Source organism: Pseudomonas sp. LBUM1673, assembly GCF_059695645.1.
Genome location: NZ_CP166780.1, coordinates 4881783 through 4900109, shown reverse-complemented (window position 1 = coordinate 4900109; position 18327 = coordinate 4881783). Strand labels below are relative to the sequence as shown.

Genomic DNA, 18327 nt, shown 5'->3' with positions numbered 1-18327 from the left:
TCGAGGCAGTCCTAGCACGACTACCTTTGCGATGAGCATAGTCTGGTAGCGCCGGCCGTTCGGTGCTAAATGCACCCTCCCGGCCAGCTCCAGCCCAGTGCATCAAGCTGTCAGCGTATGGTCACCCTCCCCAAACCAGGTGCGCACCAGATCGGTACCGCTCGTGCCAGTGTTGGCAAGGACCGCCACATCGGCGAAGTTCGTACCATTGGCTGCGCCATCGGCATCCACTTGCACGGCGATGTCGCTGCCGGACTGCGCCAGTTGGACAAAGTCGGACACCTGACTGCTGCCGCTAACGAAGTTGGCACTGAGCAGTGCGGAGAGGTCGAGTGCGTCGCCTTCGGCGAAGTTGTAGTCGAGGATGGTGTCCCCGCCTTCTGCCCCGTTGAGATAGGCGAATACATCGGCTCCCGCGCCACCGCTGAGCGTGTCCTCCCCACCACGACCCGCCAGGATATCGTTGCCGTCGCCGCCACTGAGCACGTCCGCCGCCATACTTCCCACCAGTGTGCCGCTGGATGCGCCGGTGTAACTGATCTGGGTGCCGGCCTCGCCGCCGTCGGTGGCCTGGAAGTCATCCACCGAGTAGTGCCCCAGCAGGTTCACTTCGGCCCGATGCATGCCGTCGTCCACCGTCAGCAAGCCGCCGGCGCCAGAGGCGTTGGCGCTGTAGCTGAGCTGGGTGTTGGCGCCGAAGGCGAGATCGCCGAAGGTCAGCATGTCATCGCTCTCCAGACCGAGGATGCCAACCAGCGAGCTCGCCGCTTCGGCCTGTGCGATCACCAGCGTGCCCGCGCCATTGCCATGGAAGGCGACTGAGGCATGGGCGGTGCCATCGAAGCTCAGGGTCGCGTCGCCGTCGATGGTGGCGCTGCCGTTGCCCATCACGTCGGCCAGCAGGCGCATGTCGCCACCGTTGGCCCACAAGTGCCCGGAGTTGTCGACCGCACTGGCCACTGTCATGCCGCCTTCACCCGTGGACTCCAGCACCCCGCTGTTGGTGATGGTGTGGCTGCCGGTGTCGAGCACCAGGCTGTTCAGCCCGCTGGCCAGGATCAGCCCCGCATTGACCAGCACCATTTGCCCGGCGCCCAACTGGCCTGCGCCGGATATGCGGTTGTCGGCATTGGTCAGCACGGTGTCGGCGCTACCGCCGAAAATCACGTTTTGCGTGCTGTCGGATAGCAGTACCTGGCCGCCACCGGTCAAGGTCGCGCCACGGAACAGAATCTCAAGATTGGTCTCGCTGCCGGCGGAGCCGAGCTCGATGGCGCCGCTGTTATGGATGCTGCCACCGAACGGCATGATCGCGCCGTCGGCAATGGTGAGGGTGCCGGTATTGGTCGTGACCGGGTCTACATCGAACTGGAAGTTCGCTTCGCTCAAGTCCGCCGCATCGACACCTTTGAGGGTGACCGTCTGGCCGGAGCCGATGTTGACCAGTGCATTGCCGTTGGCGTCGTTAGCGATACTCAAGTCAGCAAAGGCGGTGACCCCCGCGAAGCCGATCAAGTCGATCTTGTCCGCCACCGCATCGAAGCTGTGGATGACGTTGTTACCGATAGGCTGAGCGAACACGAACTGGTCGGCGCCGCTGGAGCCGGTGAGGTTGTCGTCCGCTGACAAGGCGAAGATCGGCGAGCCGGGGGCGTAGGCCTCGACGTTGTCGCGAATCACTTCGCTTTCCACCGTGCCATCGGCATTGGTCCAGGTCATCGTGACCGGCAAAACCCTGGCGCCCACGAAATCTGCCGGTGTTGTGACCGTCAGCGTGTCCAGGCTGCTCTTGTCCACCGTCCAGGTGCCGTTGCCATTGTCGGTGCCCTGGTTCAGGGTCCAGCCTGCGGGAATACCGGAAATGCTCACCGTCGTGACGTCCGCGCGAATTGCCGCATCGGCCAGGCCCAGGTTAATGGGGCTGCCAGCAACACCAGCGGGGCCGAGGGTACTGTCGTGGACAACGATGTCTGAGGCTGTGATGTTAGCGACCCCGGCCAATGTCGTAACGTTGTTCAGCGTTGCCACTTGTACCCGGCTCGCCGTAGTGCTCCAGTCTGTGTCAAACCAGATTTCGCCCTTGCCGGTCGTCGAGTTGAATACGATCACGTAGGTGTTGGTGGCGGTGCCGCCATTGGTGGTTGTGATCTGTAACGTCGTCTGCGAACTCGCGTCGATCACATCAACCTTGCTGTCGTCGTTGTTGTTGATGTTGTTGATGCTGTTGCGGGTTTGAAAGTCGGTGGCGAGAAGCGTTGTACCGGCCGAACTCCCAACGGTTGTGAAGTTGACACCGCCCGTCCCGGCACTATCGAGGAAACCAATCTTGTCGGTGTTGTCCGTGTAGTCGGTGATCGTGTCCGTGCCACCGTTGGTGCGCAACCGGAACTGGTCAGCCCCGCCATTCCCGGTCAGCGTATCGTTGCCCGCCTGGCCGTTGATGGTGTCGGCTCCGCTGCCGCCGCTGATGCTATCGACGCCGGATGAACCATTGATATTGAAGGCTTCGGTCTGGTTGCCAAGGTTGAGTGTCAGCCCGGAAGTCGTCAGCGTCACGTTTTCGATATTGGCGATCTGGGCGTTGCTGGTGCTGGTGAAGTTTGCGCTGACGTTGAGTGTATCGGTGTTGGCTCCGCCGTCGAGCAGCGTGTCGTTCTGTGCACCGTTGATGATGTCGTTGCCACCCGCCGCGCTGATACTGTCTGCACCTGTGCCACCCGTGATGGTGTCGACACCCGAAGAACCGGTAATGGTAAAGCCTTCGGTCTGGTTGGAGAGGTTCAGGGTCGCTGCCGTTCCGATCAATACATTCTCGATCCCTGTAATCTGCCCGTCGCTTGTGCTTGTGAAGAGGGGACCGGTACCCAAGGTATCGGAACCGGTGCCTCCATCCAGCAGCGTGTCGTTGTCAGTGCCAAAGATCGTGTCATTCCCACTGCCTGCGACGATGTAATCGGCACCCGAAGTGCCGGAGATGGTGAAACTCTCAGTTTGAGCGTTCAGGATCAGCGTTCCTGAAGATGTGCTGAACAGTACGTTTTCAATATTCGCGATCTGGCTGTCGCTCGCGTTGACAAAGACACTGGTGACATTGAGGGTATCGGTTCCGATGCCGCCGTCGAGCAGGCGGTCATTGTTCATGCCGCCGATCACGTCGTTGCCCGCACCGCCAAAAATCCAGTCGGCGCCGGTACCACCGGACAGATTGTCCGTGCCACCGAAACCGTAGATCGCTGTGTCGGAGCTACCCGCTGTGAAATTGTTGCCCGCGCTCGTACCGAGGTAGAGCTCCACTACGCCTGTCGCAACACTGCCATCTTTCACCTGCAATGTGCCTGACACCACGGAGCCCTGTTCCACCGGGGTCAGACTCGTGCTGGCGCCGCTTGTGATCGAGGGATTGCCGAACGCCGCGGCAAACGGACTCTGCAGCGACAGCGTCGCATTGTCCGGGTCGGTCGCGACGAAGCTGATCGACGTTTCGGTGATGGCCAAGCCAGAAGTCGTCGGTGCGTCATTGACTGCCGCCACCGTGACGGTTGTTGTCGCGAAATTGCTCGCGTGGTTGGCCGAAGCTCCATCATCGACTTGGAAGCTAATCGTGCGCGCCGTTGTTGTGGGGTTGTCGCTACTGTTGGAGTAGGTCACCGAGCGCAGCGCGGCCTGATACTGCGCCACCGTAGCGGTTCCAGTCAGTGTCAGCACGCCAGTGCCCGCGTTGTAGCTGCCGGTAATGCCGTTCTGATTGGTGAACCCGAGTATGTCCTGGCCCGAGGCAAAATTGTTGGTGATCGATACGGTTGCGCTTGTCAGGTTACTACTGTCGACATCGGTGACCGTCAGCACTGAGTTGATCGCAGTTGCTGCCTGGTTTTCTGTGTACGACAGCGACCCACCTGCCGTCATTACCGGTGCATCGTTGGTGCCGGTGAGGGTCACGTCGACCGTGGAACTGGAGAGCGCGCCGTGTTCGTCCTGCATCGTGTAGCTGAGCGTCACGTGCTCGATTGCACCTTGCGCCAGGTGGTCGAAGTCGGTGCCAGGGTTGAACACCAGTTGATTGCCGACCACGCTGGCGGTGCCTTTGTCGGCCGGTGTACTGGCGGTGTTCAAGGTGAACACATGACCGTCGTCGACGTCGGTGTCGTTGGTCAGTACGTCGATGGTCAGGGTCTGGTTCTCTGTACCGGCGGCGACATCGGCCATCGTTACGGGACCGTCGTTGGTGCCGGTAATAGTAACTTCGATGGTGCGATCAACTGTTCCGCCATGGCCGTCATCCAAGGTGATGGTGAATGATTCCACCTTGGTATCGGTCTCGCCCAGGTACTCGACCGCACTGGCCGCCACGCTGTAGTTCCAGGTGATCACACCTCCGGCGCCGTCCACATCCGAGGTCTGCGTGGTCACACTGGCCGTCAGGCTGCCGAGCGCGCCCGCGGAAACGGTGATGGTTGGGTCGATGCTATGGCTGTCGCTCAGATCAACGTCGCTGAAGCCGATAGTGCCGCTGTCGGTTAGATTGCTCACCGGAGTCACCATCTCGGTGACTCCGCCAGTGACGTCGGCTGCAGCAACCACTGGATCGTCATTGCTGCCGGTGATGGTCACCGTCACCACTTGATCCACAGTACCCCCCTCGCCATCGTCGATCGTGACGGTGAACTTTTCGGTCACTGTCTCGCCATCGGCCAGGTACTGCGTGGCGCTGTTGGCCACCGTGTAGGTCCAGCCCACCGTGCCCGATTCGGTCGCAGCGCTTTCGCTCACAGCGCCCATCGTCAAGGTGCCGCCCAGCGTGTTACCCGGGTCAGCCACTACATCGGTGGTATGCACATCGCTCAGGTCGATGTCGTTGAACGCGATCATGCCGGTCGTCGTTAGATCAGGCGCGTCGCCGTCTTCGGTCACCACGCCAAGTGCATCGGTTGCGGCCAGAGTGATCGTCGGATCATCGTTGGTGCCGGTGAGGGTGATGGTGACGGTCTGCATCGCCGAGGTGGCGTTAGCGGTGCCGCTGTTGTCGGTGGCGACCACCGCATACGAGAAGGTGATGGTTTCACCCGCGCCGAGGAAGTCGAGGTTCTCGTTGCTACTGTAGTTCCAGCTGTCCTGATCGACCGAGAAGCCGGCCACCAGTGTCGAGGCTACGGTTGTATTGAGCGTGCCGCCGCTCCAGGCGATGTCGTTGTTGGCGGTCTGCGATACGGTCACCGCGTCGTTGTTGTCCACATCGGCAAAGCTCAGGGCGCCGCTGTCGCTCAGAGTGGCGGTGCCGTTGCCTTCGCTCATCGCGCCGGTGGTGTCGGCCATCGTCAGTGTTGGCTGGTCGTTGCTGCCGGTGACGGTGATGGTCACCAGTTGGGTATCCACGCCGCCGAGGCCATCGCTGACCTGCACGCTGAACACCTCATCATGACTCTCTCCAGCGCTCAGCGATTGCACCGCACTGGCGATGCCATCGGTGCCGTTGGCCAAGGTGTAGGTCCACTGGCCGGTGCTGTCGACGGCGATCGAGCCGTAGGTGCCGGTGTTGGTACCGGCGATGCTCCAGGTGGCGGTGGCCTCGTGGTCGATGTCGGCCGAGCTGAACTGGCCGCTGACGCTGAGCGTGGTGTCTTCCTGTACCGCGCCGGCATCGTTGCCAGTCGCGAAGCTGAGCACCGGCGCGTCGTTGCTGCCGGTGACAGTGACGGTCACCAGTTGGGTGTCGACGCCGCCGAGGCCATCGCTGACCTGCACGCTGAACACTTCGTCATGACTTTCACCAGCCTTCAACGACTGCACGGCGCTGGCGATGCCATCGGTGCCGTTGGCCAGGGTGTACGTCCACTGGCCGGAGCTATCGACGGCGATCGAACCGTAGGTGCCGGTATTGGTACCGGCGATGCTCCAGGTGGCGGTGGCAGCGTGATCGATGTCGGCCGAGCTGAACTGGCCGCTGACGCTGAGCGTGGTGTCTTCCTGCACCGCGCCGGCATCGTTGCCCGTTGTGAAACTGAGCACGGGTGCGTCGTTGTTGCCGGTGATAGTGATGGTGACCGTTTCGGTGGCCGAGGCGGCGTTAGCCGCACTGCTATCGTCGGTGGCGACCACGGCGTAGGAGAAGGTGATGGTTTCACCCGCGCCGAGGAAGTCGAGGTTCTGACTGCTGCTGTAGTCCCAGCTGTCCTGATCGACCGAGAAGCCGGCCACCAGTGCCGAAGCCACGGTCGCATTGAGCGTGCCGCCGCTCCAGGCGATGTCGTTGTTGGCGGTCTGCGATACGGTCACCGTGTCGTTGCTGTCCACATCGGCGAAGCTCAGGGCACCGCTGTCACTCAGTGTGGCCGTGCCGTTGCCTTCGCTCATCGCACCGGTGGTGTCGGTAATCGTCAGCGTTGGTTGGTCGTTGCTGCCGGTGATAGTGATGGTGACCGTTTCGGTGGTGGAGGCGGCGTTAGCCGCACCGCTATCGTCGGTGGCGACCACCGTGTACGAGAAGGTGATGGTTTCACCCGCGCCGAGGAAGTCGAGGTTCTGACTGCTGCTGTAGTCCCAGCTGTCCTGATCGACCGAGAAGCCGGCCACCAGTGCCGAAGCCACGGTCGCATTGAGCGTGCCGCCGCTCCAGGTGATGTCGCCGTTGGCGGTCTGCGCTACGGTCACCGTGTCGTTGCTGTCCACATCGGCGAAGCTCGGGGCACCGCTGTCACTCAGTGTGGCCGTGCCGTTGCCTTCGTTCATCGCACCGGTGGTGTCGGTAATCGTCAGCGTTGGTTGGTCGTTGGTGCCGGTGATGGTCATGGCTACTGTCTCGGTGTCGCTGGCATTGCCCGCTCCCGAGTCGTCGGTCACCGTCACGTCGAAGCTTAGGGTGATGCTCTCGCCGACACCGAGGAACTGCAGCGCGCTGTTGGCCACACTGTAGTCCCAGCTATTGCTGTCGCTACTGAAGCCACTGGTGATCGCCGTGATCTGGCCCGCGCTCAAACTGCCGCCGGTCCAGCTGGCGTCGCCGTTGTATGCCGCACTCACGATGTGAGCGTCATTGACGTCCACATCGGCAAAGCTCAGCGTGCCGCTGTCGGTGAGGATCGGGGCGGTCATGTCTTCGCTCACCGCTCCGCTGGTCTCCACCGTCAGCACCGGCGCGTCGTTGCTGCCGGTGACAGTGACGGTCACCAGTTGGGTGTCGATACCGCCCAGGCCATCGCTGACCTGCACGCTGAACACCTCATCATGACTCTCTCCAGCGCTCAGCGATTGCACCGCACTGGCGATGCCATCGCTGCCGTTGGCCAGGGTGTACGTCCACTGGCCGGTGCTGTCCACCGCGATCGAGCCGTAGCTGCCGGTTGACGAACCATTGATGCTCCAGGTGGCGGTGGCCTCGTGATCGATGTCGGCCGAGTTGAACTGGCCACTGACACTGAGCGTGGTGTCTTCCTGCACAGCACCGGCATCGTTGTCGGTCGCGAAGCTGAGCACCGGCGCGTCGTTGCTGCCGGTGACAGTGACGGTCACCAGTTGGGTGTCGACGCCGCCCAGGCCATCGCTGACCTGCACGCTGAACACCTCATCATGACTCTCTCCAGCGCTCAGCGATTGCACCGCACTGGCGATGCCATCGGTGCCGTTGGCCAGGGTGTACGTCCACTGGCCGGTGCTGTCCACCCCGATCGAGCCGTAACTGCCGGTTGACGAGCCATTGATGCTCCAGGTGGCGGTGGCCTCGTGATCGATGTCGGCCGAGTTGAACTGGCCACTGACGCTGAGCGTGGTGTCTTCCTGCACTGCGCCGGCATCGTTGCCCGTTGTGAAACTGAGCACGGGTGCGTCGTTGTTGCCGGTGACGGTGATGGTCACCAGTTGGGTATCCAGGCCGCCGAGGCCATCGCTGACCTGCACGCTGAACACTTCGTCATGACTTTCACCAGCCTTCAGCGACTGCACGGCGCTGGCGATGCCATCGCTGCCGTTGGCCAAGGTGTAGGTCCACTGGCCGGTGCTGTCGACGGCGATCGAGCCGTAGGTGCCGGTTGACGAACCATTGATGGTCCAGGTGGCGGTGGCATCGTGGTCGATGTCGGCTGAACTGAACTGGTCGCTGACGCTGAGCGCGGTGTCTTCCTGCACTGCGCCGGCATCATTGCCGGTCACAAAACTGAGCACGGGTGCGTCGTTGCTGCCGGTGACGGTGACGGTCACCAACTGGGTGTCGATGCCGCCCTGGCCATCGCTGACCTGTACGCTGAACACCTCATCATGACTCTCGCCGGCCTTCAGCGATTGCACCGCACTGGCGACGCCATCGGTGCCGTTGGCCAGGGTGTAAGTCCACTGGCCGGTGCTGTCCACGGCGATCGAGCCGTAGGTGCCGGTATTGGTACCGGCGATGCTCCAGGTGGCGGTGGCCTCGTGATCGATGTCGGCCGAGCTGAACTGGCCACTGACGCTGAGCGTGGTGTCTTCCTGCACCGCGCCGGCATCGTTGCCCGTTGTGAAGCTGAGCACGGGTGCGTCGTTGCTGCCGGTGACGGTGACGGTCACCAACTGGGTGTCGATGCCGCCCTGGCCATCGCTGACCTGCACGCTGAACACTTCGTCATGACTTTCACCAGCCTTCAGCGACTGCACGGCGCTGGCGACGCCATCGCTGCCGTTGGCCAAGGTGTAGGTCCACTGGCCGGTGCTGTCCACGGCGATCGAGCCGTAGGTGCCGGTATTGGTACCGGCGATGCTCCAGGTGGCGGTGGCAGCGTGGTCGATGTCGGCCGAACTGAACTGGCCACTGATGCTGAGCGTGGTGTCTTCCTGTACCGCGCCGGCATCGTTGCCAGTCGCGAAGCTGAGCACCGGCGCGTCGTTGCTGCCGGTGACAGTGACGGTCACCAGTTGGGTGTCGACGCCGCCCAGGCCATCGCTGACCTGCACGCTGAACACCTCATCATGACTCTCTCCAGCGCTCAGCGATTGCACCGCGCTGGCGATGCCATCGGTGCCGTTGGCCAAGGTGTAGGTCCACTGGCCGCTGCTGTCGACGGCGATCGAGCCGTAGGTGCCGGTATTGGTACCGGCGATGCTCCAGGTGGCGGTGGCCTCGTGGTCGATGTCGGCCGAACCGAACTGGCCACTGATGCTGAGAGTGGTGTCTTCCTGCACTGCGCCGGCATCGTTGCCGGTCACAAAGCTGAGCACGGGTGCGTCGTTGCTGCCGGTGACGGTGACGGTCACCAACTGGGTGTCGATGCCGCCCTGGCCATCGCTGACCTGTACGCTGAACACCTCATCATGACTCTCGCCGGCCTTCAGCGATTGCACCGCACTGGCGACGCCATCGGTGCCGTTGGCCAAGGAGTAGGTCCACTGGCCGGTGCTGTCCACGGCGATCGAGCCATAGGTGCCGGTATTGGTACCATTGATGGTCCAAGTGGCGGTGGCATCGTGATCGATGTCGGCCGAACCGAACTGGCCACTGACGCTGAGCGCGGTGTCTTCCTGCACTGCGCCGGCATCATTGCCGGTCACAAAACTGAGCACCGGCGCGTCGTTGCTGCCGGTAATGGTGATGGTGACGGTCGTCGCCGAGGTGGAGTTAGCCGCACCGCTATCGTCGGTGGCGACCACCGTGTACGAGAAGGTGATGGTTTCACCCGCACCGAGGAAGTCGAGGTTCTGGTTGCTGCTGTAGTCCCAGCTGTCTTGATCGACCGAGAAGCCGGTCACCAGTGCCGAGGCCACGGCCGCATTGAGCGTGCCGCCGCTCCAGGTGATGTCGTTGTTGGCGGTCTGCGATACGGTCACCGTGTCGGTGCTATCCACATCGGCAAAGCTCAGGGCGCCGCTGTCGCTCAGCATCGCCGTGCCATCGCCTTCGTTCATCGCCCCGGCGATGTCGACAATTGTCAGGGTTGGTTGGTCATTGGTGCCGGTAATGGTGATGGTCACGGTCTGCACTGCGCCGTCGCCGACCGCCACGTTATAAGTCTGGGTGACGCTCTGGCCTTCGCCGAGGAACTGCAACGCGGCGTTGTTCACCGCGAAGTTCCAGCCCAGCGAACCGCTGCCCGTGTCGGTGCTGTCGCTCAGTGGGTTAGTGGTGAAGCTGCCCAGGTAGCCGGAAGCGCCCGGCGTGACGGTGACGCTGTGGGTGTCAATCAGGTCGACGTCGGTGAAGGTGATGCTGCCGCTGGCGGCGTAGTCGCCGCTGTCTTCCCCGGCATCGCCGGCCTGCACGCCGCTGGTGATTTGCACCTGGTCGTTGGTGCCGGTAATGGTGATGGTCACGGTCTGCGCTGCGCCGTCGCCGATCGCCACGTTATAAGTCTGGGTGACGTTCTGGCCTTCGCCGAGGAACTGCAACGCGGCGTTGTTCACCGCGAAATTCCAGCCCAGCGAACCACTGCCCGTGCCGGTGCTGTCGCTCAGGGGATTGGTGGTAAAGCTGCCCAAATAGCCGGAAGCGCCCGGCGTGACGGTGACGCTGTGGGTGTCAATCAGGTCGACGTCGGTGAAGGTGATGCTGCCGCTGGCGGCGTAGTCGCCGCTGTCTTCCCCGGCATCGCCGGCCTGCACGCCGCTGGTGATTTGCACCTGGTCGTTGGTGCCAGTGATGGTAATGGTCACGGTCTGCACTGCGCCGTCGCCGATCGCCACGTTATAAGTCTGGGTGACGTTCTGGCCTTCGCCGAGGAACTGCAACGCGGCGTTGTTCACCGCGAAATTCCAGCCCAGCGAACCGCTGCCCGTGCCGGTGCTGTCGCTCAGTGGGTTAGTGGTGAAGCTGCCCAGGTAGCCGGAAGCGTCCGGCGTGACGGTGACGCTGTGGGTGTCAATCAGGTCGACGTCGGTGAAGGTAATACTGCCGCTGGCCGCGTAGTCGCCACTGTCTTCCTTGGCATCGCCGGCCTGCACGCCGCTGGTGATCTGTACTTGATCGTTGGTGCCAGTAATGGTGATGGTCACGGTCTGCACCGCGCCGTCGCCGATCGCCACGTTATAAGTCTGGGTGACGTTCTGGCCTTCGCCGAGGAACTGCAACGCGGCGTTGTTCACCGCGAAATTCCAGCCCAGCGAACCGCTGCCCGTGCCGGTGCTGTCGCTCAGTGGGTTAGTGGTGAAGCTGCCCAGGTAGCCGGAAGCGCCCGGCGTGACGGTGACGCTGTGGGTGTCAATCAGGTCGACGTCGGTGAAGGTGATGCTGCCGCTGGCGGCGTAGTCGCCGCTGTCTTCCCCGGCATCGCCGGCCTGCACGCCGCTGGTGATTTGCACCTGGTCGTTGGTGCCGGTAATGGTGATGGTCACATTCTTCGTTGTCGACGAACCATGCCCATCATTGATGGTGACCACATAGGTTTCGGTAGCCGTCTGACCCTGGGCCAGATACTGGGCTGCCGCATTACTCACGGTGTAAGTCCAGTTAACGGTGCCGTTGGCCGCATTGGCCGCTTCAGCCACAGAGGTAAGGGCGAAGTTGCCCAGCGCTGTAGCATTGCCTCCCGCAGCCACGAATGAGGCGGTATGCGTGTCACTCAGATCAACATCGCTAAACGCAATCGTGCCCGTCGCACTCAGCGAATCGGTCGTGCTCGGCGTTGTGGTCGCATCTTCGGTGACCGTGTCGGCCTGTGCGCCGAGGCTCATCGTCACACTGTCATTCACACCTGCGAATTGCACCTGCGCAGTGGCCCAGCTGAGCGTGCCGTTGCTGAGACGAATCGCATAAGTAAAGCTGTCCGTCAGGGATCCTCCGGCAGCAAGCGCCTGAAGTTGTGCCTTGAAAGCAGTCGACAAAGTAGCGGCGTCGTAGCCGACCTTGCCATCCGACGTAATCCAGATTTTTGCACCATTGAAACTGGTGTCAGTACTCGTCGCCTCAATTCTGCTCGTGTCCTGCATCAGGAGGTCGGCCGGGGCATAAACATTGGTGGCGGTAGAAAGACTGGTCGCGTTATCGAGTGACCAGAGTGTCTTTGCGTTGCCACCGAGGTCATTGGACATGACGTTCAGGTACACGACTGCGAGCAGGTCTTCCGTGATGGTCGCGTTGCTTGTGCCAATGACACCTGTAGTGAAAATGTCGTCCTTCGCCTGCGGTGTGTTGGAAAACGAAGTATCGGTGCCGCCGGTAGTTGTGGTGGTAGTCATGTCTTTCTCCCGAAAATGCCAGTTTTTTATTTTTAGAATCGCCAGGGACTGCTAACAGGACGAAGTCCCGTTCTTGTCCCGCTCCGGTTGTTCAGGAGCGGTGCGAGGCGGGTGCCGGACATCGGTGGCCGGCTGACGGGACAAGCGCTGCCGGCAAAGGCGCGCGGGTATCGCGAGGGTGGAGAAGTTCGCCGCGCTTGAGGAGCGGATCGCAGGACAAGTCGGGCGAACGTGGACGCCAGCCTGGGGCTGCGCTGCGCGTGGCACGCAATAGACTGAGAGTACCCATATGGAAGGGACTCCTGGAGAAAGGCTGGGTGAGGCCGCGTTTTGGGGTAGCACTGACTCAGGGATACGGCCTTTCCTGATATCAGTTTGATGTGTGTTTAGTTGTGGGGTCAGGCTTTGTAAAGGTGTTAACCGGAGGTAACAGTACGATGTGCCAATATTCCGACAGGTGGATGTTTTGGTGTCAATATTATGTCGATTTGTTTTTGGCGAAAGGGTCGTGGGCACTCAACACTGGCGGGGCTCGAATGAGCTGAAACCCAAGCGGGGCATGGGCTGGCCGAGTCGTGTGGCCCTGGGAAACCATCAGATCTTCAGCACTCGGCTGTTAAAAAGCCCCGTCAGAGCATTCCTTCTGGCGGGGCTTTTTCATACCCGTCCCCCGACGACTACATGGAAAAGCCAGTCACGACAGCCAAATACGCGATTGCACGCCCGCCGCTTCAAGGGAACGTGACTACTGGCCGATAACCCGATAGGTCGTTGTGATTTTCGTCTCTGGCGACCGGCAAACGTCATCACGGTTTATGCGAAATGACTTGATAGCCTATGGCCTCCCGCTATCATCTGCGCGCCAAAAAGGCCGCGAAGCCGAGTTCGCCCGTGTCATTGCCTTTGGATTGTTCTTATTAAATTGCCTGGAAATCTTCGATGCTGTCGTACCACCAAAAGAGTTTTCTGATCGTCGATGATTTCTCGGATTTCCGCAGTTCCGTCAGGTCCATGCTGCGGGAGCTGGGCGTCAAGGACGTCGACACCGCCGATACCGGCGAGCAGGCGCTGCGCATGTGCTCGCAGAAGTCCTATGACTTCATCCTGCAGGATTTTCACCTGGGCGATGGCAAGAAGAACGGCCAGCAGGTGCTCGAAGACCTGATGATCGAGAAGCTGATCAGCCATGAAAGTGTATTTGTCATGGTCACTGCAGAAACCAGTCAGGCCATGGTGCTCAGCGCACTGGAGCATGAGCCCGACGCTTACCTGACCAAGCCGTTCAACCGTTCCGGCCTGGCCCAGCGTCTGGAACGACTGGAGCAGCGCAAGACGTTGCTCAAACCGATCCTGCAAGCCCTTGACCGGGGCAAACCGATGGAGGTGCTTAATGCCTGCATCGCCCTGTGCAAACAGGACATTCGTTATTCGCCGCTGTGCCTGCGTTACCGCGCCGATGCTCTGCGTGACTTGAACCAGAACGAAGCGCTGGAGCGTCTGTACGACAGCATTCTCGCGGATCGCCCGTTGCCGTGGGCGTTTGCCGGGTTGGGCCAGTTGCTGTTCAAGCGTGGTCAGGTCGGCCAGGCCAAAGGCATTTACGAAAAAGCACTGAAAGTCTTCCCGATGATGCCGGCCCTCTACGATGGCATGGCCGATGTGCTGGTCGCCGAAGGCGACACCAAAGCGGCGCAGAAAGTGTTGGAAGAGGCTATTCGTCTGTCGCCGCTGGCGGTGCGCCGGCAAGCGTTGCTGGGCAAGCTGGCAATGACCAACGAAGATTTCGACACCGCCTCCAAAGCCTATCGTCAGGCCGTGTCCCAAGGGGCGCAGTCACGGTTCAAGGATGCGGAAAGCAACCTCGGCCTCGCCCATGCCTTGATCAGCAAAGGCAGTGAGAAGGGGCTGGACACCCGGACCCGCCTTGAAATCAACACGACGCTGAGTGCGGTGGCGAAGGAGAACCCCTCCGACCCTGGTTTGCAGATTCGTGCGCGTTTGATGAAGGCCACCAGCCTGCTGCTCAACGATGCCGAAACCGCCGAGAAGCTCACCGAGCAAGCGATGATGCGCCTTGATGGCATGGAGCAGTTCATGAGCGCCGAAGCGGCGCTGCTGGTGGCCAAGCAATTGCAAATGCTGGGGCAGGCGAATGCCGGCGCTTCGATGCTGAAAAACTGTGCGGAAATCTACGGCGACGATCCGACCGTGATGAAGGGTATCGCCAAGCTGACCGACGACCCGACCATCCTCAACTCCGGTAATGCGGCCGCCGATCTCAACCGCCAGGGTGTGCGGGTGTACAAAACCGGCAATCTGGTGGAAGCCCGGGACGTATTCCGCAAAGCCCTGGCGCTGCAGCCGAAGAACATCAGTATTGCCCTGAACATGGCGCAGGCGCTGCTGCATGGCACCGACACCAGTGTGCCGTCGGCCGAACTGGAGGAATGTCGCGCCTGCCTGAAAACAGTCGGCCTGATGCCCGATACCGACACGCGTTTTGCGCGCTACCAGAAACTGAAAATCAAGGCGTTCGGCGAATGATCGACAGCGAACCGTCACTCGACTTCTCCACGGTGATTGCCTCCACCGTGCACGACATGAAGAACTCTCTGGCCATGCTGATGCAGGCTCACAGCCAATGGCTGGCGCGCTTGCCCGATCCCGAGCGGCACACCCCGCAACAGGGCGTCATCGAGTTCGAGTTCGCCCACCTCAATGGCATGCTGGTGCAGTTGCTGGGGCTGTACAAACTCGGCGTCAACCAGATGCCGTTGCAGCCGGCCTATCACGAGCTGGATGACTTTATTGAGGCGCAACTGGCGGCTCATCAAGAAGTGTTCGCCAGCCGTGGCATCATCGCGACGTATGAAGTGGATCCGTTGAGCCCACTGGGTTTCTTTGACCGGGAGCTGATTGCCTCGGTGCTCGCCAACAGCATCAACAACGCTATTCGTTATGCCCGCCATGCCTTGTTGATCAGCGTCAGCGATGAGGCCGGGCAACTGGTGCTGAGCATCAACGACGATGGCGAGGGTTACCCGCCCGAGATGATCGAGCATCAGGCCGATTACGTGCAGGGTATCAACCACAGCAGTGGCAGTACTGGCTTGGGTCTGTACTTTGCCGGGCGGATTGCCGCGTTGCATCAGCGCAATGGCGTGGGCGGACGTACTGAAATCAGCAATGGCGGCCCATTGGGCGGCGGTGTGTTCAGTCTCTATCTGCCCTGAACAACACCGCTCCCGTGTTGTTCAGGGCGCTTCTTGTTCAGGGCACTTCTTGTTCTGGTCGGCAGTCCTCACAGGATTACGCCTTTTTGTTTGACGCTGCTTGATATCCCGAACAGCCGGAGCCTATTTTGTACAGGTCGCCGTTCGCGGCTCGTACAACAACAAGGATTGCGTCATGACAACCGATGGTCATCGTTCACTCGCGCAGCGATTGACGGGCATTGATGAGATTGAATGTGTCACGCCGGACCTGAACGGCGTACCACGCGGCAAGGTGATGACCGCCGAAGGCTTTCTTGAAGGGCGGCGTTTGCAGATGGCGCGGGGGGTGCTGCTGCAATGCATCATGGGCGGGTATCCGCCAGCGCGCTTTTACGGCAGCGATGATGGCGACCTGGCGCTGGTGCCTGATCCCGCGCAGATCCACCGCTTGCCCTGGAGCCCGCAGCCTCGAGCGTTGGCCATTTGCGATGCGCACGAGCTGACCGGCCAAAGCTCGCCATTGTCGACCCGCGGCCAACTCAAGGCCGTGATCGCTCGATATGCCGCCCTGGGGTTGGCGCCGGTCGTGGCGACCGAGCTGGAATTCTTCGTCTTCGCGCCTAATCCCGATCCGACGCAACCCTTCCAGCCGCCACTGGGCCTGGACGGTCGTCGTGAGGACGGTCATTCGGCGTTCAGCGTCAGCTCCAATAACGGCTTGCGACCGTTCTTCAATGAAGTCTACGCATGCATGGCGGCGCTGGGCTTGCCGCGCGATACCTTCATGCACGAGATGGGCGTCAGCCAGTTCGAGATCAACCTGCTGCACGGCGATCCGCTACTGTTGGCCGACCAGACCTTGTTGTTCAAACATTTGCTTAAAGAAGTGGCGCTCAAGCATGGCCTGACCGTGGTCTGCATGGCCAAGCCGTTGGCTCACACGCCGGGCAGTTCGATGCATATCCACCAGAGCATCGTCGAGATCGGCACCGGACGTAACGTGTTCAGCGACAAGGCCGGCCAGCCAACCGCCACATTCCGTCATTTCATTGGTGGTCAACAGGCCGGCATGGCGGATTTCACCGCGCTGTTTGCGCCGAACGTGAACTCCTATCAGCGCCTGTGCCATCCTTTCGCATCGCCGAATAATGCCTGCTGGTCCCACGACAATCGCGCGGCCGGACTGCGCATTCCGGCCAGTTCACCGGTCGCTCGTCGGGTCGAAAACCGCTTGCCGGGGGCCGATGCCAATCCTTATCTGGCGATCGCCGCGAGCCTGGCGGCGGGGCTGTATGGCATCGAAAACAAACTGGAGCCGAGCGAGCCGATCCAGGGCGAGTTCGTGGTGCCGGATAATCTTTCGTTGCCGTGTACCTTGCATGCCGCTCTTGAACGTCTGAAACGTAGCCAATTGGCGAAGGAACTGTTCGGCAAGGAGTTCATCGAAGGCTACATCGCTTCGAAGACCCTGGAGTTGACCAGCTTCTTTGATGAAATTACTCCCTGGGAACGGCGTGTTCTAGCCACCCAGGCCTGACGATCCGTCGCCGACGGGCTATCGTTTGTCGATAGCCCGATACTCATTGTAAGGAGCCGCTCGGAACGCCGATGCGCCAAATCCTGAAATCCTTTCGAGGGCTTTATTTCGCTTCGCTGATGATGTTGATCGGCTCAGGCCTGTTGAGTACTTACCTTGCCCTGCGCCTGGCGGCCGATAAAGTCGACAGCCTGTGGGTCGGTGCATTGATGGCGGCCAACTATTTCGGCCTGGTGCTGGGTGGCAAGATCGGCCACCGGCTGATTGCCCGCGTCGGGCATATTCGAGCCTATTCAGCCTGCGCCGGGATCGTCGGCGCGGCGGTGCTCGGTCATGGTTTGGTCGACTGGCTGCCCGCGTGGCTGTTCCTGCGGGTGATCGTCGGCTTGGGCATGATGTGCCAGTACATGGTGATCGAAAGCTGGCTCAATGAGCAGGCGGAAGCCAAGCAGCGTGGGGTGGTGTTCAGCGGCTACATGATCGCCTCGTACCTGGGGCTGGTGTTGGGTCAACTGATTCTGGTCATGCACCCGGGGTTGGGCCTGGAACTGTTGATGCTGGTCGCACTGTGTTTCGCCTTGTGCCTGGTGCCGGTGGCCCTGACGCGACGGATTCACCCGGCGCCTTTGCATCCGGCGCCGATGGAGCCGCGCTTCTTCATCAAACGCGTGCCGCAGTCGCTGAGCACGGTGTTGGGGTCGGGGCTGATCGTCGGTTCATTCTACGGTCTGGCGCCGCTGTATGCCTCGCAGCAAGGATTGTCCACCGAACAGGTCGGTCTGTTCATGGGGAGCTGCATTTTTGCAGGCCTGGTGGTGCAGTGGCCGTTGGGTTGGCTGTCGGACCGCTATGACCGGGCGCTGCTGATCCGCTGTTTTGCGTTTAGCCTGGCGCTGGCCGCGTTGCCGCTGGCGATCATGCGGCAGGTGCCGCTGGAGGTGCTGTTCATCGCAGGCTTCCTCTGCTCGTTGGTGCAGTTCTGCCTGTATCCATTGGCGGTGGCGTTCTCCAACGACCACGTCGAGGGTGATCGCCGGGTGTCGCTGACGGCGATGCTGCTGGTGACTTACGGTGTCGGCGCGAGTATCGGGCCGCTGGTGGCCGGGGTGCTGATGAAGTTGTTCGGCAGTCAGATGCTCTACGCCTTCTTCAGCTTCTTCGCCCTGGTGCTGGTGTGGCGAATCCGTCCGAAGGCGGTCACCAACCTGCATCAGGTGGACGATGCTCCGCTGCATCACGTGGCCATGCCGGACAGTATGTCGAATTCGCCACTGGTCGCTTGCCTTGATCCGCGAGTCGATGAGCAGGTAGTGCAGGATCAGATGCAAAATCCGATCAACCCTGAACCTGAGCCCGAATCAGTGCCTGAAACGGATCCGGAGCCAGAAGACCCTGACGCGGGTCGTGAGCAAAGCTTTACCGAAGCGAGGCCTTGATCAAGGCATA

General features: G+C 61.2%; 5 protein-coding genes. 4 read left to right on the top strand and 1 reads right to left on the bottom strand.

Going from position 1 to position 18327, the window contains the following annotated elements:
• Positions 1–102 precede the first annotated feature (102 nt).
• Positions 103–12129, bottom strand: a complete 12027-nt coding sequence (locus ACA044_RS22565) for a beta strand repeat-containing protein (protein ID WP_497443349.1) — start codon at positions 12127–12129, stop codon at positions 103–105.
• A 939-nt stretch (positions 12130–13068) separates the two neighbouring features.
• On the opposite strand from ACA044_RS22565, the gene ACA044_RS22560 reads away from it, so the two are divergent.
• From ACA044_RS22560 to ACA044_RS22545, 4 genes are all read left to right on the top strand, one after another.
• A complete protein-coding gene (locus tag ACA044_RS22560; protein ID WP_497443348.1) occupies positions 13069–14673 on the top strand; it encodes a response regulator in 1605 nt (534 codons plus the stop codon).
• The gene (locus tag ACA044_RS22555; RefSeq protein ID WP_497443347.1) at positions 14670–15362 is read left to right on the top strand and encodes a sensor histidine kinase; all 693 of its coding nucleotides are present in this window, start codon (positions 14670–14672) and stop codon (positions 15360–15362) included. Before ACA044_RS22560 ends, ACA044_RS22555 begins: the two co-directional genes overlap by 4 nt.
• Positions 15363–15639: 277 nt before the next feature.
• On the top strand, positions 15640–16881 hold the full coding sequence (locus tag ACA044_RS22550) for a glutamine synthetase family protein (protein WP_497447285.1): 1242 nt from the start codon (positions 15640–15642) through the stop codon (positions 16879–16881).
• A gap of 71 nt (positions 16882–16952) precedes the next feature.
• Positions 16953–18317 (top strand): MFS transporter, encoded by a 1365-nt coding sequence (locus tag ACA044_RS22545; RefSeq protein ID WP_497443346.1) that lies wholly within the window; start codon positions 16953–16955, stop codon positions 18315–18317.
• Positions 18318–18327: the final 10 nt, after the last annotated feature.